Source organism: Alloalcanivorax gelatiniphagus (genome assembly GCF_005938655.1).
Classification (GTDB): domain Bacteria; phylum Pseudomonadota; class Gammaproteobacteria; order Pseudomonadales; family Alcanivoracaceae; genus Alloalcanivorax; species Alloalcanivorax gelatiniphagus.
The window spans coordinates 180947-200065 of record NZ_VCQT01000027.1; the positions used below are offsets into that span (position 1 = coordinate 180947).

Genomic DNA, 19119 nt, shown 5'->3' on the forward strand with positions numbered 1-19119 from the left:
GAAACCATTTGGGGGCGGCCAAGCCAAGGCACCCTGCCGATTTGGCCGGTTTTCCCACCCCCGGTGCTCTCCCGATGTGCCATCGGGTCCAACCTCCGGCCGGTCGCGCCCACCGGCGCACCAGCCGAAAAAAACGCCTTGCTGGACCTGGCCAACAAGGCGTTTTTGCGCGGCAGCGCGACAAACCAGGTCCCAGGGGACTACTGTTTTGCCTGTGCCATGACTTCGGCGGCGAAGTCCACCTCTTCCTTCTCGATGCCCTCGCCCACCACCAGGCGCTCAAAGGCCACCACTTCGGCACCGGCGTCTTTCACCAGTTTGCCCACGGTGGTGTTCGGATCCTTAACGAACGGCTGATCGTTGAGGCTCACTTCCTTGAGGAACTTGTTGATGCGGCCACCGACCATCTTCTCGACGATCTCGGCGGGCTTGCCTTCCATGTCCGGCTGGGCGCGGATGATTTCACGCTCCTTGTCGAGCACTTCGGCGGGCACTTCGTCGGACTTGACCACCATCGGGCTGACGGCGGCCACGTGCATGGACACGTCCTTGCCCAGCTCGGCGTCGCCACCGGTCAGAGCCACCAGCACGCCGATTTTGCCGCCGTGCACGTAGGAACCGACCAGACCTTCGGCGTTCAGACGCACCGCGCGGCGCACCTGGATGTTCTCACCGATCTTCTGAACCAGGCCCTGGCGGGCCTCTTCCACGGTACCGCCACCCTCAACGCTGAGTTCGGCGATCTTGGCCACGTCCACTTCGTCCGCGGCCAGGGCGGCGGCGGCCACCTTGTCGCAGAAGCCCAGGAAGTTGTCGTCACGGGCCACGAAGTCGGTTTCGGAATTGATTTCCACCATCACGGCGCGCTTGTTGTCGTCGCTGGTGGCCACTACCACGGCACCCTCGGCGGCGGTACGACCGGCTTTTTTGGCGGCTTTCGCCTGGCCGGACTTGCGCAGATCATCAATGGCCTTCTCGATGTCACCACCCGCTTCGACCAGGGCGTTCTTGCATTCCATCATGCCCAGACCGGTGCGCTCGCGGAGCTCTTTCACCATTGCAGCAGTTACAGCAGCCATGCTTACCTCTTGAAACTTTGAATTCGGGGAATGCGTGGGGCGGGCCGTGGCCCGCCCCGGGTGATCAGCCTTCGGCCTGCTCGTTCTCGGCCTGGGCGTCCTCGACTTCGACGAACTCGCTTTCACCACCGCCCTGGGTCTGGGCGTACTCGCGGCCTTCCAGGATGGTGTCGGCGGCTGCCTGCACATACAGGTGGATGGCGCGGATGGCGTCGTCGTTGCCCGGGATCACGTAATCGATGTCATCCGGGTTGGAGTTGGTGTCGACCACGGCCACCACCGGAATACCCAGCTTGCGGGCTTCCTGAACGGCGATGTCCTCGTGATCCACGTCCACCACGAACAGAGCGTCCGGCAGGCCACCCATGTCCTTGATGCCGCCGATGGAGCGTTCCAGCTTCTCCATCTCACGGTGACGCATCAGCGCTTCTTTCTTGGTCAGCTTGCCGAGGGTGCCGTCCTGCTCCTGGGCTTCCAGGTCGCGGTAGCGCTTGATGGACTGACGGATGGTTTTCCAGTTGGTCAGCATGCCACCCAGCCAACGGTGATCCACGTACGGCATGCCGCAACGCTGGGCTTCCTCGCGGACCGCCTTCTGCGCGGCGCGCTTGGTGCCGACGAACAGGATCTTGTTGTTGCTGGCCGCCAGCTTGTTCAGGAACGCCATGGCGTCGTTGAACAGCGGCAGGGTGCTTTCCAGATTGATGATGTGAATCTTGTTGCGTGCGCCGAAGATGTAAGGCTTCATCTTCGGATTCCAGTAACGGGTCTGGTGGCCGAAGTGCACGCCTGCCTTCAGCATATCGCGCATGGTTACGCTCATTGAGGTTATCTCCTGGGTTAGGCCTCCACGCCCCCCATGACTCAACCCCCTTCCCGAAGGAGCGTCCCGAAGGACGCTGGGGCACCCAGAGCCATGTGCCGGAGCGTGTGTGTGATTTCCCTTCGCCGACACCCAGCGGGTACAATGACGCACCGTTTGGCGGCGTCCTGGCCGCCGGGATCGAGGAAGGCGCGCGCTTTATACCACAGCCCCCCTTCACGGGCAACGGAAAAGCGGCCGGCGCGACCCGTCACCGCCCGCTTTCCAGCCGCCCAAGCCACTGAAAATGCTGGAGTTTCCCTTTTCACCATGAATGTCACGCTGAAAACACCGGACGACATCGCCAAAATGCGCGAGGCCGGCCGCCTGGCCGCCGAAGTGCTGGAACTGATCGGCGAGCATGTGCGCCCCGGCGTCACCACCGAGGACCTGGACCGCATCTGCCACGACCATATCGTCAATGAGCAGAACGCCATCCCCGCCTGCCTGGGCTACCGGGGCTTCCCCAAATCCGTGTGCACCTCCGTGAACCATGTGGTCTGCCACGGCATCCCCAGCGACAAGAAGGTGCTCAAGAAAGGCGACATCATCAATATCGACGTCACCGTCATCAAGGACGGCTGGCACGGCGACACCAGCAAGATGTTCTACGTGGGCGAGCCCTCGGTGCTGGCCAAGCGCCTGGTGGACACCACCCGCGAGTGCATGCTGGCCGGCATCAAGATGGTCAAGCCGGGTGTGCGCCTGGGCGACATCGGCCACCGCATCCAGAAACTGGCGGAATCCGAGCGCTTCTCGGTGGTGCGCGAATACTGCGGCCACGGCATCGGCCAGGTGTTCCATGAAGAGCCCCAGGTACTGCACTACGGCAAACCCGGCACCGGCCTGGAACTGAAGGAAGGCATGGTGTTCACCATCGAACCGATGATCAACGCCGGCAAGGCCGCCAACAAGGTGCTGCCGGACGGCTGGACGGTGGTCACCAAGGACCGCAAGCTGTCCGCCCAATGGGAGCACACCCTGGCGGTCACCGCCGACGGCTACGAAGTGCTCACCGCCCGCCGGGAAGAAACCGACCTTTATTAAGGACGCCATCATTAAGGAAGCAACGCCGCCGCTATGGATTTGACGCCTCCGCTCAGCCCCGACCAGCTGCTCGACGCCCTGCGCGACAGTGACCAGCCCGGCCAACGTGCCCGCGCCTTCCTGGAGGAGGGCCAGGCCCGGCTCGACCAGGCCTTTGATCAGGTCCCGGTGGCCGAGCTGGTGCATGCCCGCGCCCGCCTGGTGGACCGGGTACTGGTGGCCGCCTGGTCGTTGTTTCAGCTGGACCGCTTCGCGGACGTGGCGCTGGTGGCGGTGGGCGGCTACGGCCGTGGCGAATTGCACCCGCACTCCGACGTGGACCTGATGGTGCTGTTCCGCGACACCCCGGCCCAGGACGCCTGCTCCGCCCTGGAAGGCTTCGTCGCCTTCCTGTGGGACATCGGCCTGGAAATCGGCCACAGCGTGCGCACCCTGGACGAGTGCGAAAAACTGGCCGGCCAGGACATCACCGTGGCCACCAATATCATGGAAGCGCGCACCCTGGCCGGCGACGACCAGGTACGCCAGGCCCTGTCCGACCGCACCGGGCCGGACCGCATGTGGCCCACGGACCGCTTCTTCGCCGCCAAGTGGGAAGAGCAGACCGCCCGCCACCGCAAGTACAACGACACCGAATACAATCTCGAACCGGATCTGAAAAACGCCCCGGGCGGCCTGCGCGACGTGCAGATGATCGCCTGGGTGGCCAAGCGCCATTTCGGCGGCGACAGCCTGGAAGCCCTGGTGGACGCCGGCTTCATCACGCGCACCGAATTCGACGCGGTGACCCGCTGCCTGGACTACCTGTGGCGGGTGCGCTGGCAATTGCACTCGCTCACCGGCCGCAACGAAAACCGGCTGCTGTTCGACCACCAGCGGCAACTGGCGGAGCGGCTTGGCCACCAGGATTCCAACGCCAACCTGGCGGTGGAACTGTTCATGAAGGAGTTCTACCGGGCGGCGCTGGCCCTGTCGGTGCTCAACGACATGCTGCTGCAGCTGTTCGACGAAGTAATCCTGCGCGCCGGCCAGCCCGAGCAGGTGCGCCCGCTCAACCGCCGCTTCCAGGTGCGCAATGAATACCTGGAAATGAGCGCGCCGGATATTTTCCGCAAGCACCCCTCGGCGCTGCTGGAAGCCTTCGTGCTGATGGCCCAGAACCCGGACCTGAAGGGCATCCGCGCCGCCACCGTGCGCGAGCTGATCCATTGCCGGCGGCTGATCAACGACGAGTTCCGCGACAACAAGGCCAACAGCGCCCTGTTCATGCAGCTGCTGCGCAGCCCCCATGCCCTGTTCACCCAGCTGCGCCGCATGAAGCGCTACGGCATTCTCGGCAAGTACCTGCCGGAGTTCGGCCGCATCGTCGGCATGATGCAGTACGACCTGTTCCATATTTACACGGTGGACGCGCACACCCTGCTGGTGGTGAAGAACATGCGCCGCTTCCGCTATGAGGATCAGCGCGATGCCTTCCCGGTGGCCTGCGAGGTGTTCTACCGCCTGCCCAAACCGGAACTGCTGTACGTGGCCGGCCTCTACCACGACATCGCCAAGGGCCGTGGCGGCGACCACTCGGAACTGGGCGCCGACGACGCCATCGCCTTCTGCCAGCGCCACGGCCTGACCGCCTGGGACGCCAAGCTGGTAGCCTGGCTGGTGCGCAACCACCTGACCATGAGCGTCACCGCCCAGCGCAAGGACATCTCCGACCCGGACGTGGTGCACGAATTCGCCCGCACCGTGGGCGACCTGGTGCATCTGGATTATCTGTACGTGCTGACCGTGGCCGACATCAACGCCACCAACCCGGCGCTGTGGAATTCCTGGCGCGCCTCGCTGCTGCGTCAGCTGTACCTGGAAACCAAACGCGCCCTGCGCCGTGGCCTGAACAACCCCCAGGACAAGCAGGACTGGATCGACGAGACCCGCGACGAAGCCCTCAAGCTGCTGGCCGAACGGGACCACGACATCCGCGCCATCGAAACCCTGTGGGCCAACATCGGCGACGAATATTTTCTGCGCGAAACCCCCTGGGACATCGCCTGGCACACCGAGGCGCTGCTGGAACGCAGCAACAACCAGGACCCGCTGGTGCTGATCCGTGAATCGGAAACCGGCCAGCAGGGCAGCCAGGGCGACGGCGGCTCACAGATCTTTATCTACACCCCGGACACCCGCAATCTGTTCGCCGCCACCGTGAACGCCCTGGACAGCCTGGGCCTGACCATCATGGACGCGCGCATTATCACGAGCGCCGACGGCTTCAGCCTGGACACCTATATCGTGCTCGACGAACACGGCACGCCGATCGGCGACGACTGGCCGCGCATCGAGCACATTCGCAAGACCCTCACCGAAACCCTCAAGCACCCGGAGCAGTTCGGCACCACGGTGAGCCGCCGCATGCCGCGCCGTAACAAACACTTCGACGTGCCCACCCAGGTGACCATCAGCAACGACATCGTCAACGACCGCACCGTGGTGGACGTGCAGACCCTGGACCGCCCCGGTCTGCTGGCGCACATCGGCCGCATCTTCGTGCACTTCGAGTTGCTGGTGCAGAACGCGCGCATCGCCACCCTGGGGGAAAAGGCCGAGGACGTTTTCTTCGTCACCGACCTGGACGGTCAACCGGTATCCGACCCGCAATTGTGCGAACGCCTGCGCGATACCCTGACCCAGGAACTGGACGACCGCAGTAAGGACGACGCTCTCTCCGTCACTATCTAGCCCCTGACAAGGAACACCATGAATCCCGATCTGGAACGGTTGCATCCGTACCCGTTTGAAAAACTCGGCGCCCTGTTCAGCGGGCTGCCGGTGGCGGACAAACCGCACATCGCCCTGTCGATTGGCGAGCCGCAGCACCCGTCACCGGACTTCGTGCAACAGGTGCTGCGCGACAACACCGCCCTGCTCTCGCGCTACCCGGCCACCGCCGGCCTGCCAGAACTGCGCCAGGCCATCGCCGGCTGGCTGACCAGGCGCTTCAAACTCAGCGGCGTGGACGCGGGCCGCCAGGTGCTGCCGGTGAACGGCACCCGGGAGGCCCTGTTCGCCTTTGCCCAGGCGCTGCTCAACCGCGCCGACGATCCGCTGGTGTTGATGCCCAACCCCTTCTATCAAATCTATGAAGGCGCCGCCTTTCTCGGCGGCGGCGAACCGGTGTACCTGCCCTGCACCGCCGCCAGCGGCCTGCAGCCGGACTTCGACGCCGTCGACGAAGCGGTGTGGAAGCGCACCCGGCTGCTGTTTATCTGCAGCCCGGGCAACCCCACCGGCGCGGTGCTCAGCAGCGCCCAGCTCAAGGCGCTGATCCAGCTCGCCGACAAGTTCGATTTCGTGATCGCCTCCGACGAATGCTATTCCGAGATCTACCGCGACAAGGCGCCGCCGGGTCTGCTGCAGGCCTGCGCGGAACTGGGCCGCCACGACTATCGCCGCTGCGTGGTGTTTCACTCGCTCTCCAAGCGCTCCAACCTGCCCGGCCTGCGCTCCGGCTTCGTGGCCGGCGACGCCGATATCCTGGCCGGCTTCCTGCGCTACCGCACCTATCACGGCTGCGCCATGCCCGTGCATCACCAGCTGGCCAGCATCGCCGCCTGGAACGATGAAGCCCATGTGGCCGCCAACCGCGCCCTCTACAACGAGAAGTTCAAGGCGGTGCTGGACATTCTGGGCGAGCCACTTAAGGTATCCGCCCCGGACGCCGGCTTTTACCTGTGGCCGAAAACCCCGGTGGACGATGAAACCTTCGCCCGCCGGCTCAAGGCCGAGGAAAACGTGACGGTGCTGCCCGGCCGCTACCTGTCGCGCACCGTGGACGGCCGCAACCCGGGCAAGAACCGGGTGCGCATGGCGCTGGTGGCGGAGCTGGACCAATGCATCGAAGGCGCGCAACGCATCCGCGCCCTGATTGAAAGGCTGTAACGGTATCGCGGCTGAAGCCGCTCCTACCATGCCGATCACGGTAGGAGCGGCTTCGGCCGCGACCCCAGCACGAAGGAAGAACCACGATGACCACCCTCTACGGCATCAAGAACTGCGATACCATGAAGAAGGCCATGAAGTGGCTGGACGAACAGGGCGTGGACTATCATTTCCACGACTATCGCAAGGAAGGCGTGCCCGAAGCCGCGCTGCGTGAATGGATCGCGGAGCTGGGCTGGGACACGGTAATCAACCGTCGCGGCACCACCTGGCGCAAGCTGGACCCGGCCACCCGCGAAAACATGGACGCCGACGGCGCCGTGGAACAGGCGCTGGCCAATCCGTCCCTGATCAAGCGACCGATCCTGCGTACCGAAAAACACCTGCGCGCCGGCTTCAACGCCGACGAGTGGAAGGCACTGATTCAGTAAGCGCCGGCGCCGACCGCGCCACGCTAAAGGAGAATGACATGAGCACGATTTTCGCAATGGCACTGGGCTGCGGCACCAAGAACCGCGACGAGCAATGGCTGGAAGTGTTCTACCCGGACCCGTCCCTGAAACCGGACCCGAAACTGGTGGAAGTGGTCCGCGAGGAAGTGGGCTACGAAGGCGGCAACGCCGCCCTGGAACTGACCCACCGGCAGATCCAGCACCTCGCCCGGGAATGGCGCGAAGCCGGCTTCGAACACGAAGCCAGCTACGCCATCGCGTTCCAGGAAAGCGAGCGCCCGGTGGTGCTCACCATTCTGGAAACCGACGCCGAGCCCGCTTCCACCCCGGAGGCCTACCTCAAGCTGCACCTGCTCTCCCACCGTCTGGTCAAACCCCACGGCGTGGTGCTCAGCGGCATCTTCCCGCTGCTGCCCAACGTGGCCTGGACCAATGAAGGCGCCATCGACCTGAACGAACTGCCCGAGCGGCAACTGCTGGCGCGCCTCAACGGCACGCTGCTGGAAGTGAACAGCGTCGACAAGTTTCCCAAGATGACCGACTACGTGGTGCCCACCGGCGTGCGCATCGCCGACACCGCCCGCATCCGCCTGGGCGCCTACGTGGGCGAAGGCACCACCGTGATGCACGAAGGCTTTATCAACTTCAACGCCGGCACCGAAGGCCCGGGCATGATCGAAGGCCGCATCTCCGCCGGTGTGTTCGTCGGCAAGGGCTCCGACCTGGGTGGCAGCTCCTCCACCATGGGCACCCTGTCCGGCGGCGGCAACATCGTCATCTCCCTGGGCGAAAACTGCCTGCTCGGCGCCAACGCCGGCACCGGCATCCCCCTGGGCGACCGCTGCACCATCGAAGCCGGCCTGTACATCACCTCCGGCACCAAGGTGGAAGTGCTCGACGAAAACGGCGAAGTCGCCAACACCGTCAAGGCCCGCGACCTGGCCGGCCAATCCGACCTGCTGTTCCGTCGTAACTCGGTGAACGGCGCGGTGCAGTGCCAGACCAACAAAAGCGCCATCGCCCTCAACGAAGAACTGCATAAGCACAACTGACCAGTTGAAAGTTAAAAGTTAAAAGTTGAAACGCGGGCGAGGCGCCAGAATCACTGTATTGGCGCCGGCCCGCGCCTTGTAACTTTCAACTTGAAACTTTCAACTCATGGAGACTTCATGAGTCGCACACTGGATTACGCCAAGGAACTCATCCGCCGCCCCTCGGTCACCCCCGAGGACGAAGGCTGCCAGGACTGGATGATCGAAAAACTCGAAGCCCTGGGTTTCCGGTGCGAAACCCTGTGGTTCGAGGAAGTGCGCAACCTGTGGGCGCGGCGCGGCGAGGGCGGGCCGCTGTTCGTGTTCGCCGGCCACACCGACGTGGTGCCCACCGGCGCGGTCGAGCACTGGCGCCATGATCCGTTCGTTCCCACCGAGGAAGACGGCCTGTTGTACGGCCGGGGCGCCGCCGACATGAAAGGGTCCATCGCGGCGATGATGGTGGCGGTGGAAGAGTTCGTGGCCGCCCACCCGGACCACGGCGGCAGCATCGGCTTTCTGATCACCGCCGACGAGGAAGGCCCCTCGGTGAACGGCACCGTCAAGGTGGTGGAAACCCTGCAGGCGCGCAACGAAGCCATCGACTACTGCCTGGTGGGCGAGCCCTCCTCCACCGACACCGTGGGCGACGTGATCAAGAACGGCCGGCGCGGCTCCCTGGGCGCCGTGCTCACCGTCAAAGGCGTGCAGGGCCATGTGGCCTACCCGCACCTGGCCCGCAACCCGGTGCACGATGCCGCCCCCGCCCTGGCGGAACTGGCCGCCACCGAGTGGGACCGGGGCAACGACTTCTTCCCGGCCACCAGCTTTCAGATTTCCAACATCAACGCGGGCACCGGCGCCACCAATGTGATCCCCGGCCGCTGCGAGGTGGTGTTCAACTTCCGCTTCTCCACGGAACTCACCGAGGACGAACTGCGCCACCGCACCGAAACGGTGCTGAACAAGCACGGGCTGGATTACGAGATTGAATGGAAGCTCTCCGGCCAGCCGTTCCTCACCGACCGGGGCGCTCTGGTGGACGCCACCGTGGCCGCGATACAACAGGTCACCGGCCGCGACACCGAACTGTCCACCGCCGGCGGCACCAGCGACGGCCGCTTTATCGCCCCCACCGGCGCCCAGGTGGTGGAACTGGGTCCGGTCAACGCCACCATCCACAAGGTGGACGAACACACCGACATCGCCGAACTGGACACCCTCACCGTCGTCTACCGGCGCGTCCTGGAAAACCTGCTCACCTGACGGAAACCATCGCGGCTGAAGCGATACGCCGCTTCAGCCGCCCCCCGGCGTCTCCCGCATCCCCAGCACGATCAGATAGATCAACCCCACAATCGGAATAAACGCCGCCACGAACCCCGCCGCGGTCGGCACCAGCGGCCGCATCCCCTTGTGCCGCGCAATCAAAAAACTCAACAACGTACACACCAACACCCAAGTCGCCGCCAACGGCAACCACTCCGCATACTGCTCCAACATCAACACCTCCCCGGGGTCGGACCACCACAACCCACTGATTCATCGAACTTTTCTCGCCCCATGATAGCCCAGGGCGCCCTTAGCGGGCGTTTTTGACCGGTAAAAATCACCGCTGGAGAGCGAGGACCACAAGCTATACCCGACGTCCTTTTTTGTCCTCTGAAAACGGCCGCTAAGCCTCCCTGCGCCCCTTCCCTGAAAGAAAAATTCTTTTTAATCATGGACTTACCGAGGTCCGACCCCGATATTCCCGGGAATAGCGCCGCTCCGACGGCTGCTGGCGCCGGTTCTGCCATTTGCCCCGGCGCGGGGCTGTGTTCTGATCGAAGCCATTCAACCGTTACCAGGAGCCCCCATGACCGAGTCCACGCCCGGCACCGTTACCGATTACAACCCGGCCACCGGCGCCGCCGTGGCGGAGCTCAACCTGACCGACCTGGCGGGCATGCCCGAGCGCATGGCCCGGGCCCGGGCGGCCCAGCGTCAATGGGCGCGGACGCCATTCAAAACCCGTGCCCGCCATCTGCGCCTGATGCGCGACTACATTGTCGACCGGGCCGAGGATCTGGCCAGTATCGTCAGCGAGTCCAACGGCAAAACCCGCATCGACGCCCTGGCCACGGAGGTGCTGCCCTGCGCCCTGGCCTGCAACTGGTACGGCAAGCACGCGGGCAAGCTGCTGGCGCCGAAACGGCGGGCCGGCGGGCACCTGCTGTTCGCCAACAAAAGCACCACGGTGGAACATCTGCCGCTGGGGGTGGTGGGCATCATCAGCCCCTGGAACTACCCGCTTTCCATTCCCTTTGGCGAAATCGCCATGGCGCTGATGGCCGGTAACGCGGTGCTGCTCAAGGTGGCCGCCGCCACTCCGGCGGTGGGCCGCGCCATCGAGCGCATCGTCGCCGCCGGCGAATTACCGGACGGTTTGTTTCAACATATCGTCGGCTCCGGCTCACAGGTGGCCACCGCGTTGTTCGATAACGGCATCGACAAACTGTTCTTCACCGGCAGCGTGCCCGCCGGCAAAACCCTGATGGCCCAGGCCGCGCAAACCCTCACCCCGGTGTCCCTGGAACTGGGCGGCAACGACCCGATGATCGTGCTCGCCGACGCCGACCTGGAGCGCGCCACCAACGGCGCCGCCTGGGCCGGCTACCAGAACGCCGGGCAAAGCTGCGGCGGCGTGGAACGCATCTACGTGGAAGAACCGGTGTACGACCAGTTCGTCGCCCTGCTGGCCAAGAAAACCCGCGCCCTGCGCCATGGCCCCGGCCACCGGGACGGCGTCGAGGTGGACATCGGCAGCCTCACCACCGCGGGCCAGCTACGCACCGTGCAACAACACCTGGAGGACGCCCTCGCCAAGGGCGCGCGCATCGAAGCCCAATCCCAACCGGTGGGCGATGTGGAACACGGCCACTTCTTCCCCGCCACCCTGCTCACCGGCGTCAACGACACCATGCTCACCGTGTGCGAGGAAACCTTCGGTCCGATCATCGCCGTGGAAAGCGTCGCCGACGCCGAACAGGCCCTGGAGCGCGCCAACGCCTCCAACCTGGCGCTCACCTCCTCGATCTGGACCCGCGACACCCGCAAGGGCCGCGCCCTCGCCGCCCGCCTGGAAACCGGCGTCACCACCCTCAACGACCACCTCTACACCCACGGCCTCTCCGAAGCCCCCTGGGGCGGTTGGAAAGAATCCGGCATCGGCCGCACCCACGGCCCGGAAGGCCTGCTGGAAATGACCAACGCCAAGGTGATCAACTGGGACCGCCTGCCCGCCAAACGCAACCTCTGGTGGTACCCCTTCGACCAGGCCACTTACAAGGGCCTGCTCCACGCCCTGCGCTTCGCCTTCCCCACCGGCGTGGGCCAGTGGCTCGGCGCCAGCCTCAAGCTGACGCCCTTCCTGGTGCGCAAGATGTTCAGCAAATGGAAGGTGGATTAGCCCAATCCTCGACGACGAGCCCGTCCACCCGGTCGAATTCCCTACGGCTATTGGTGACCAGGCGGGCCTCGGTGGCGAAGGCATGGCCGGCGATCAGCGGATCATTGCCGCCAATGACTTCGCCCCGCGCGGACAAACGCGCAGTGATTTCCATTTGTGTCACTCCCTCCGGGTCAAACAATTTGGGTAAGCGTACGGCACGGCTGTTGCCGTTGCGGAAGATGGAAACGGTGAAATGCGGCTGCTGATCGGGGGATCGTTTATCTGTCATATCACTCTCCGAAGACTGGCTGGAGTGAAGCGCACATGCTCAATCCGCCACCGCCCCTACCGATCCCAAACCAGAATCAGCAGACCGCTGCCGACGATCAGGCCGATGCCGAGCCAGGTCCAGGGGTCGGGGAAGTCGCCGAAGATCAGCCAGCCGATAAGGACGGCGGAGACCATTTCCATGTAGCTCACCGGGGCGAGGATGGGAGCGGAGGCGTATTCGAAGGCGCGGATGATGAGGAAGTGGGCGAAGGCGCCGATGGCGCCCATCAGCACCATCAGGGCCCAGCCGGCGGGGTCCGGGGCGCGCCAGGTGGCGGGGACGATCAGGCTGAGTACGACGAGGCCGAACACGGCGGTGTAGAACAGGGTCACCGAGGGGCGGCCGCTGCCGGCCAGGCGGCGGGTGGTGAGTTGGTAGAAGGCGTAGGTGAGGCCGGCGCCGAGGGCCAGCAGGCTGGCCCAGTGGAAGTCGCCGACGCCGGGGCGGATCACCACCAGGGTGCCGGCAAAGCCGATGGCCACGGCGATCCAGCGGCGCGGGCCGGCGCTTTCGCCGAGGATCAGGGGAGCCAGGGCGGTGCTGGCCAGGGGGCCGATGAACACCAGGGCCAGGGCGTTGGCCATGGGCAGGTACGCCAGCGCGCCGAAGTAGCCCAGGGTGGTGAGCAGCAGACAGGCGCTGCGCAGGGTTTGCATGCCCAGGTGGCGGGGAATCAGGTCCCGGGGGCGCAGGCGCCAGAGCAGCAGCACGCCGAGCAGCAGAAAGTGGAACAGGTAACGGGCCCAGGTGACCTGGACCACGTGGTACTGCTCGCTGAGGTACTTGGCCAGGCCGTCCATGAGCGGCAGGGTCATGACCCCCGCCGCCATCAGCAGGATGCCCAGCCAGGGCCGCTGCGGGCGGGCGTAGAGCGCCGTGGCGGGCAGGCCCGGCGGTGCCGGTGGCGGATAACCCGGCGTCCGTGGCGGGGAGCTCGGCGCCGGCGGCGGATAACTCAAAGCGCCGCCAGCCACTGACGGGTGGGGGCATACCACCAGGAGCTGGTCACCGGGTGGGTGAAGTCCAGCATGCGGTCGCGGACGCCGTCCTCGGTGAGGCCGTACATGCGCCGCAGCAGGTATTCAAAGCGGTCCAGTTCGCAGCTGAAGGCGAGAAAGTACAGGCCGTGCTCGGTGGTGGAGCCGTAGGGCACGGAGCGGCGCCAGATTTTCTGCGGCACGCCGTCCCGGTCCACGTCGGTGCGGCCCACGTGGGCGTTGTCGGGCATGCGCTCGTCGTCGAATTCCACCGCGTCGGCCTTGGTGCGCCCGAACACGTTTTCCTGCTCGGCCACCGGCATCTTGTGGAAGTCCTCCAGGCCGCCGTGCACCCATTTCTGGCTGAGCACCCAGCTGCCGCCGGCGGCGGGATGGGGCTCGGGGATGATGGCGGCCTGGCGGGCGGCCTCCCCTTCCGGGTTGCCGATGCCGTCCACGAAGCCGCTCAGGTCGCGCAGGTCGTGGTAGACGAAGGCTTCCACTTCCAGTTGCAGGGCCAGTTCGTCGCGCAGCTGGCGGTGCACCGCCAGGCCGGTGTCGAACAGATCGCTGCGGTTGTCCGCCTGCACCCAGACGAACAGGTCGCCCTGGGTGGAAGGCACATGCCCCTGCAGGTGGAAGGCGGGAAAGTCGAAGTCCTTGGACAGGCGCGACCACAGCCGGGGGCCAAAGGCCACCAGCACCGGCGTGCGCTCGCCGGCCAGGGCCAGGGCCTGGCGCAGGGCCCGGCGTATGCGCTCCGGCTGGTGGCCGCCACCGAGGGCGAATTCGAGAAACAAATGCTGGGTGTAGCTGCGGTCGAAAATCCCCACCTGATGCTCTGACACCGGCTTTCCCCTTGTTTTGCGTTGAATCGGTGAGGCCGAAATTCTAGGGCCTCTTCACACGACTTGCATCACTCCCGTGGCGCCGCCGTGCCCCCGCGACATGCGGTGGTGCGCGGGACCGCCCTCCTTAGGTAGAATCGGCGGTCCATTCGCCACGATTTTGGCCCCTATGACACCCTGGTTAGGACTGGATCGCCTCTTTTTCCTGCTGATTCGCGCTTTCATGCGACTGTGCACCCGGATTCGGGCGCTGCCCGGCGATCCGGCGGAGCTGCAGCTGGACCCCAACAAACCCGTGGTGTACGTGCTGCGCGATCGCTCCGTGGCGGACGCGGCGGTGGCCGATCAGGCCGCCCGGCGGCTGGGCCTGAGCGCCCCCAAGGCGTCCCTGACCCTGGGCAAGCAGCATCTGTCGCGCAGCTATTTCCATGTCTATAAGCGCCAGGTGTCGGTGGCCCGCCAGCGGCGCGCCATCACCCCGGCCCGGCTGCAGCAGCTGGTGGCCGGCCTCAAGCAGAACCCGGAGCTGGACGTGCAGCTGGTGCCGGTGTCGGTGTTCTGGGGCCGCCAGCCGGAGAAGGAAAATTCCCTGTGGCGGATCATCTTCTCCGACACCTGGGCGCCGCCGGGGGTGATCAAGAAATTCCTGATCATTCTCACCCAGGGCCGCGACCTGTACGTGCAGTTCAGTTCCCCGGTGTCCCTGCGGCAGGTGATGGACCAGTGCCGCTCCGACGACCAGGTGGTGCGCAAGACCTCGCGCATCCTGCGCGTGCATTTCCGCCGCCAGCAGGAAGCGGCCATCGGCCCCGACCTGTCCCACCGGCGCACGCTCAGCAATGCCATCATGGAAGCCCCGTCGGTGCGCGAGGCCATCGCCCAGACCGCCGCCGAGAACAACGAGAGCGAGGACAAGGTGCTGGCCCGGGCGCGCGGCTATGCCATGGAGATCGCCGCCGACTATTCCCATACCGTGATCCGCGCCCTGGAGCTGTTCCTTAACTGGCTGTGGAACCGGCTCTACGACGGCATCCGCCTCTACAATCTGGACCACCTGACCCAGGTGGCCCGCGACCACGAGGTGATCTATGTGCCCTGCCACCGCAGCCACATCGACTATCTGCTGCTCAGCTTCGTGGTCTATCGCAACGGCCTGGTGCCGCCGCACATCGCCGCCGGCATCAACCTGAACCTGCCGGTGGTGGGCACCATCCTGCGCCGGGGCGGCGCCTTCTTCATGCGCCGCAGTTTCCGCGACAACCCACTCTACGCGGCGGTGTTCTACGAGTACCTGCACAGCATCACCACGCGGGGCTTTTCCATCGAGTATTTCGTGGAAGGCGGACGCAGCCGCAGCGGCCGCATGCTGCCGCCGCGCACCGGCATGCTGGCCATGACCGTGCGCAGTTTTCTGCGCGACGCGCGCAAGCCGATTGCCTTCGTGCCGGTCTACATCGGCTACGAGAAAGTCATCGAGGCCGGCACCTACATGGGCGAACTGGGCGGCGGCAAGAAGAAGAAGGAATCGGTCTTCCGGCTGGTGAAATCCCTGAAGGTGCTGCGCAGCCACTTCGGCCAGGTGCACGTGAACTTCGGCGAGCCGATCAAGCTGGTGGACCACCTGGACGACCACCGGGAAGGCTGGCGCAACGAGGAACTGGGCGTGCACGAAACGCCGGACTGGTTCAAACGCACCGTCGATGATCTGGGCCGCGACGTGGTCACCGGCATCAACGCCGCCGCCGTGGCCAATCCGGTGAACCTGATCAGCCTGGCGCTGCTGGCCACGCCCAAGCACACCATGGACCTGCAACAGCTGCGCCAGCAGCTGCAGCTCTATATCAACCTGCTGGGCGAGGCGCCCTACAGCGACACCGCGCGGCTGGCGGAAACCGATCCGGAAGCGATCATCGAGTACGGCCTGGAGCACGAGTTCCTGCTGCGCGTAACCCACCCGCTGGGCGACGTGGTCACCACCGATCCGAAAACCGCCCTGCAGATGGCCTATGTGCGCAACAACAGCCTGCACCTGTTCATCCTGCCGGGGCTGATCTGCTCCCTGTTCCTGAACGCCCGCAGCATCGGGCTGGACACCTTGCAGAGCATGATCACCCTGCTCTACCCGTTCTTCCGCAACGAGTACTTCCTGCACTGGCGCGAGGACGAGGACCTGCCGGCGGCGGTGGAACGCATCGCCACGGTGCTGGAAGCCCATGGCCTGGTCACCCGCGAGAACCACTGCCTGCACGGCGCCGCCATCCACACCCATGCGTCGGACATGCTGGCCCACCTGGGGCAGACGGTGATGCCGTCGCTGGAGCGGTTCTATCTGACCATCCGCCTGCTGGTGCAATACGGCGACGGCAAGCTCACCTCCGACCAGCTCGGCGATCTGGCCCACCACACCGCCCAGCGGCTGTCGCTGCTCTACGAGTTCAACTCACCGGAGTTCTTCGACAAGGTGGTGCTGCGCAACTTCATCCGCCAGTTGCTCGATACCGGGCTGGTGTGGCTGGACGACGACCAGCAGCTGCACTTCGGCGACAACCTGCGCGCCCTGGACGATGAGGCCCGGCGCATTCTCAGCGCGGACATCAGCCAGGCGATTCAGCGCGTCACCCGCGTGCCGCAGTTGGAAGAGGCGCTGGCGAAAACCGCCGAGCGCGAGAAAGAAAAGGCAAAACGTCAGGACGGCGATCCGGCCAAGGGCACCGAAGCCGGCAAGTAAGTGGCGTTCCAGCGCGAGCCGGCGGGCTGATCGCGACTAAAGCGGAATGCCGCCCAGTCGCTCCTACCGCTAGGGAGAGGGTCCGTAGGAGCGGCTTCAGCCGCGATCAAACCGGCCCATAAACGTCAAACCGCACCGTCTTGCCCTCATGGCTGTGGTGCGGCGCCACCCCGGCCAGCGGCGGCGCCTTGCGCGGGCGCTTCACCACCATCCGGCGGGCGCCCAGGCCCCGGGCCCGGGCCAGCAGGGCCGCCTCCTCCGCCGCGTCCGGATAGGCGCACAGCGTCTGCAGCCATTGCAGGTCCTGTTTGACCGCCGCGCTCTTGCCCCGGGCCGGGAACATGGGGTCCAGATAGACCCCGTGCCAGGGCCCGGCGGGCAGCGTCAGCTCGGCGGCTTCCCCCACCGGCAGCAGGGTCAGGCGCGCCGCCAGTTCACTGCCGGCGGCCCGGGCCAGGCCATCCGCCAGCAGCGCGTGCAGCACCGGTTGGCGCTCCACCAGAGTCACCGGAAAGCCGGCGGCGGCCATCAAGGCGGCGTCCCGGCCCAGGCCGGCGGTCAGGTCCAGCACCCGGTCCACGCCGTCCTGGGGCTTGCCCAGGGCCTTCACCAACCGCTCATGGCGGGTGCGCTCGGCGGCCAGCCGGTACCCCTGCCGGCCGCCCATGAAATCCACCTTCAACGGCAGCGCCCGGGCCGCCGGGTCCCACAGCGACAGGGCCCGGTCGTCGCCGGCGGGGCCCAGCACCAGGGCCAGGCCCCGTTGGCGGGCCGCTTCCACTGTCGCCACCGGCTCGCCGCCGGCGGCCACCGGCGCGCCGGGCAGGCGCCCCACCCGACCGTTCATACCAGCCAGATAAACAGCGCGGCGCCCAGCAGCAGCCGGTAGATCATGAACGGCAGCATGCCGATGCGATCCAGCAGACGCAGGAAAAAGACGATGGTCACATAGGCGGTGACGGCGCTGACCACCACGCCCAGGGCCATGTGCATCCAGTCCACCGGCAACCGGCTTTCCAGCAGGTCCTTGGTTTTCAGCAGGCCGGCGCCGAGAATCACCGGCACCGACAGCAGAAACGAAAAGCGCGCCGCATCCTCGCGGCGGAAGCCCAGCGCCAGGGCGGCGGTGATGGTAATGCCACTGCGCGAGGTGCCCGGAATCAACGCCACCGCCTGGGCCAGGCCGATCAGCAGGGCGCTGCCCACGCCCAGCTGCTCCACGCCGCGCCGGCGGGCGCCGAGCACGTCCGCCAGCCACAGCGCCACGCCGAACACCACCGTGGTGGTGGCGATCACCGCCGCCGAGCGCAGCTCGTTCTCGATCAGGCCCTTGAGCAGGAAGCCCGCCGCCACCGCCGGGATGGTGGCCAGCACCACCAGCAGCCCCAGGCGCAGGTCCGGGTTCAGACGCCGCTCCACCAGCCCCTGGCCGGCGCCCCGGGTCATGCCCCACAGATCACGGCGGTAGTACACCACCACCGCCAGCAGCGTGCCCAGGTGCACCGCCACATCAAACGCCAGCCCCTGATCCGGCCAGCCCAGCACCTGGGAAGGCAGAATCAGATGGGCGGAACTGGAGATCGGCAGGAACTCCGTCAATCCCTGAATCAGCGCCAGCATCAGCGCCTGAAAGTTGTCCATGCAATGCGTCCTTCAATTGGGGGCTGCAAGCTGCAAGCGAGTCAGTGTGTGGCTGCGGGGCCGGGCCGGTAATGGGCCAGTTGAAAGTTTAAAGTTAAAAGTTGAAAGGGGGACCCTGGCTACGCTGAGGAGCCCGATCGCGCTTCAACTTGTAACTTGCAACTTGTCACTTTTCCCGACCGCTGATCGCGACTGAAGTCGCTCCTACAAGATCCGCGCGTAGGAGCGACTTCAGTCGCGAAGCCATCCGGCCGCTCCTACAGAGTGATCCGTTATTCTTGGGCGGTGACCTGATAACCGCTCAGAAATTCCGGGGGCATGCGCCGGGGTTTGCCGGAGTCCAGCGCCACGCACACCCATTTGGTGTGGCCGCGCAGCAGGGTCATGCCGTCGGCGTCGCGCACGATCTGGTAGCGGCGGGTGATGCTGATGCGCTGGTCGTTTTCCACGATCCAGGTGCCGATGCGCAGCTTCTCGCCCTGGTAGGCCGGCGCCAGGTAATCCACCTCGGTGTGGCGGGCCACCATGCAGCGGTTGAGGCGCTGGTATTCGTCCCAGCCCAGGCCCAGCACCTGGGTGTGCTGCCAGGCGATTTTTTCCATGTAGCGCAGGTACTCGGTGTTGTTCAAATGGCCGAGCACGTCGATGGATTCCGGCGCCACCACCACTTCCAGTTCATGTACGTTGGGCAGGTCCCATTCGATCATTGTCCCTCTCTCCTCAAGCATGGCTTGATCGCGGCTGAAGCCGCGATCAA

17 protein-coding genes are annotated in these 19119 nt (G+C 65.6%); 8 read left to right on the forward strand and 9 right to left on the reverse strand.

Going from position 1 to position 19119, the window contains the following annotated elements:
- Positions 1-200: 200 nt before the first annotated feature.
- On the reverse strand, positions 201-1079 hold the full coding sequence (tsf, locus tag FGS76_RS08595) for a translation elongation factor Ts (RefSeq protein ID WP_138772218.1): 879 nt from the start codon (positions 1077-1079) through the stop codon (positions 201-203).
- Between the two features lie 64 nt (positions 1080-1143).
- Positions 1144-1902, reverse strand: coding sequence for a 30S ribosomal protein S2 (gene rpsB / locus FGS76_RS08600; RefSeq protein WP_138772219.1), 759 nt, complete (start codon positions 1900-1902; stop codon positions 1144-1146).
- 309 nt (positions 1903-2211) lie between these two features.
- Between rpsB and map the strand changes: the two genes are divergently transcribed.
- The 6 genes from map to dapE all read left to right on the forward strand — a co-directional run bounded on the left by map (position 2212) and on the right by dapE (position 9670).
- Complete coding sequence (gene map / locus FGS76_RS08605; RefSeq protein ID WP_138772220.1) at positions 2212-2988, forward strand: type I methionyl aminopeptidase; 777 nt, start codon at positions 2212-2214, stop codon at positions 2986-2988.
- Between the two features lie 33 nt (positions 2989-3021).
- Positions 3022-5721, forward strand: coding sequence for a [protein-PII] uridylyltransferase (locus FGS76_RS08610; RefSeq protein WP_138772221.1), 2700 nt, complete (start codon positions 3022-3024; stop codon positions 5719-5721).
- A gap of 18 nt (positions 5722-5739) precedes the next feature.
- The gene (gene dapC, locus FGS76_RS08615) at positions 5740-6921 is read left to right on the forward strand and encodes a succinyldiaminopimelate transaminase (protein ID WP_138772222.1); all 1182 of its coding nucleotides are present in this window, start codon (positions 5740-5742) and stop codon (positions 6919-6921) included.
- Between the two features lie 86 nt (positions 6922-7007).
- On the forward strand, positions 7008-7352 hold the full coding sequence (locus FGS76_RS08620) for an ArsC family reductase (RefSeq protein ID WP_138772223.1): 345 nt from the start codon (positions 7008-7010) through the stop codon (positions 7350-7352).
- Between the two features lie 38 nt (positions 7353-7390).
- Positions 7391-8425: a 2,3,4,5-tetrahydropyridine-2,6-dicarboxylate N-succinyltransferase gene (dapD, locus tag FGS76_RS08625; RefSeq protein ID WP_138772224.1), complete on the forward strand. Its 1035-nt coding sequence runs from the start codon at positions 7391-7393 to the stop codon at positions 8423-8425.
- A gap of 117 nt (positions 8426-8542) precedes the next feature.
- A complete protein-coding gene (gene dapE, locus FGS76_RS08630; RefSeq protein WP_138772225.1) occupies positions 8543-9670 on the forward strand; it encodes a succinyl-diaminopimelate desuccinylase in 1128 nt (375 codons plus the stop codon).
- Positions 9671-9703: 33 nt separating this feature from the next.
- Here dapE and FGS76_RS08635 read toward each other — a convergent pair whose 3' ends face one another.
- Positions 9704-9907, reverse strand: coding sequence for a hypothetical protein (locus FGS76_RS08635; protein ID WP_138772226.1), 204 nt, complete (start codon positions 9905-9907; stop codon positions 9704-9706).
- A 355-nt stretch (positions 9908-10262) separates the two neighbouring features.
- On the opposite strand from FGS76_RS08635, the gene FGS76_RS08640 reads away from it, so the two are divergent.
- Complete coding sequence (locus FGS76_RS08640; protein ID WP_138772227.1) at positions 10263-11855, forward strand: aldehyde dehydrogenase family protein; 1593 nt, start codon at positions 10263-10265, stop codon at positions 11853-11855.
- Here FGS76_RS08640 and FGS76_RS08645 read toward each other — a convergent pair.
- Genes FGS76_RS08645 through FGS76_RS08655 form a run of 3 tightly spaced genes read right to left on the reverse strand, consistent with a single transcriptional unit; the run spans position 11833 to position 13993 of the window.
- Positions 11833-12126 carry a PIN domain-containing protein gene (locus tag FGS76_RS08645; RefSeq protein ID WP_138772228.1) on the reverse strand — a complete coding sequence of 98 codons (294 nt, stop codon included), beginning with the start codon at positions 12124-12126 and terminating at the stop codon, positions 11833-11835. The genes FGS76_RS08640 and FGS76_RS08645 overlap by 23 nt on opposite strands.
- Before the next feature lie 56 nt (positions 12127-12182).
- Entirely contained in the window at positions 12183-13127 is a 945-nt protein-coding gene (locus FGS76_RS08650) for a DMT family transporter (RefSeq protein ID WP_138772229.1), read from the reverse strand.
- A complete protein-coding gene (locus tag FGS76_RS08655) occupies positions 13124-13993 on the reverse strand; it encodes a Dyp-type peroxidase (RefSeq protein WP_138772230.1) in 870 nt (289 codons plus the stop codon). The genes FGS76_RS08650 and FGS76_RS08655 overlap by 4 nt, the downstream gene beginning before the upstream one ends.
- Before the next feature lie 169 nt (positions 13994-14162).
- On the opposite strand from FGS76_RS08655, the gene plsB reads away from it, so the two are divergent.
- The gene (gene plsB / locus FGS76_RS08660; RefSeq protein ID WP_138772231.1) at positions 14163-16721 is read left to right on the forward strand and encodes a glycerol-3-phosphate 1-O-acyltransferase PlsB; all 2559 of its coding nucleotides are present in this window, start codon (positions 14163-14165) and stop codon (positions 16719-16721) included.
- A 106-nt stretch (positions 16722-16827) separates the two neighbouring features.
- On the opposite strand, the gene FGS76_RS08665 is transcribed toward plsB, so the two are convergent.
- The 3 genes from FGS76_RS08665 to FGS76_RS08675 all read right to left on the reverse strand — a co-directional run bounded on the left by FGS76_RS08665 (position 16828) and on the right by FGS76_RS08675 (position 19069).
- Positions 16828-17568 carry a class I SAM-dependent methyltransferase gene (locus FGS76_RS08665; protein WP_138772232.1) on the reverse strand — a complete coding sequence of 247 codons (741 nt, stop codon included), beginning with the start codon at positions 17566-17568 and terminating at the stop codon, positions 16828-16830.
- Positions 17565-18362, reverse strand: a complete 798-nt coding sequence (locus FGS76_RS08670; RefSeq protein WP_138772233.1) for an undecaprenyl-diphosphate phosphatase — start codon at positions 18360-18362, stop codon at positions 17565-17567. Before FGS76_RS08670 ends, FGS76_RS08665 begins: the two co-directional genes overlap by 4 nt.
- Positions 18363-18634: 272 nt before the next feature.
- Positions 18635-19069 (reverse strand): acyl-CoA thioesterase, encoded by a 435-nt coding sequence (locus FGS76_RS08675; RefSeq protein ID WP_138772234.1) that lies wholly within the window; start codon positions 19067-19069, stop codon positions 18635-18637.
- Positions 19070-19119: the final 50 nt, after the last annotated feature.

What these genes read in the sequence shown, in the direction of transcription:
- dapD (WP_138772224.1), top strand. Translation starts at nt 7,391, where the DNA reads ATGAGCACGATTTTCGCAATGGCACTGGGCTGCGGCACCAAGAACCGC.
- FGS76_RS08610 (WP_138772221.1), top strand. Translation starts at nt 3,022, where the DNA reads ATGGATTTGACGCCTCCGCTCAGCCCCGACCAGCTGCTCGACGCCCTG.
- dapE (WP_138772225.1), top strand. Translation starts at nt 8,543, where the DNA reads ATGAGTCGCACACTGGATTACGCCAAGGAACTCATCCGCCGCCCCTCG.
- FGS76_RS08675 (WP_138772234.1), bottom strand. Translation starts at nt 19,069, where the DNA reads ATGATCGAATGGGACCTGCCCAACGTACATGAACTGGAAGTGGTGGTG.
- FGS76_RS08670 (WP_138772233.1), bottom strand. Translation starts at nt 18,362, where the DNA reads ATGGACAACTTTCAGGCGCTGATGCTGGCGCTGATTCAGGGATTGACG.
- FGS76_RS08645 (WP_138772228.1), bottom strand. Translation starts at nt 12,126, where the DNA reads ATGACAGATAAACGATCCCCCGATCAGCAGCCGCATTTCACCGTTTCC.
- tsf (WP_138772218.1), bottom strand. Translation starts at nt 1,079, where the DNA reads ATGGCTGCTGTAACTGCTGCAATGGTGAAAGAGCTCCGCGAGCGCACC.
- FGS76_RS08620 (WP_138772223.1), top strand. Translation starts at nt 7,008, where the DNA reads ATGACCACCCTCTACGGCATCAAGAACTGCGATACCATGAAGAAGGCC.
- map (WP_138772220.1), top strand. Translation starts at nt 2,212, where the DNA reads ATGAATGTCACGCTGAAAACACCGGACGACATCGCCAAAATGCGCGAG.
- plsB (WP_138772231.1), top strand. Translation starts at nt 14,163, where the DNA reads ATGACACCCTGGTTAGGACTGGATCGCCTCTTTTTCCTGCTGATTCGC.
- FGS76_RS08640 (WP_138772227.1), top strand. Translation starts at nt 10,263, where the DNA reads ATGACCGAGTCCACGCCCGGCACCGTTACCGATTACAACCCGGCCACC.
- rpsB (WP_138772219.1), bottom strand. Translation starts at nt 1,902, where the DNA reads ATGAGCGTAACCATGCGCGATATGCTGAAGGCAGGCGTGCACTTCGGC.
- dapC (WP_138772222.1), top strand. Translation starts at nt 5,740, where the DNA reads ATGAATCCCGATCTGGAACGGTTGCATCCGTACCCGTTTGAAAAACTC.
- FGS76_RS08635 (WP_138772226.1), bottom strand. Translation starts at nt 9,907, where the DNA reads ATGTTGGAGCAGTATGCGGAGTGGTTGCCGTTGGCGGCGACTTGGGTG.
- FGS76_RS08665 (WP_138772232.1), bottom strand. Translation starts at nt 17,568, where the DNA reads ATGAACGGTCGGGTGGGGCGCCTGCCCGGCGCGCCGGTGGCCGCCGGC.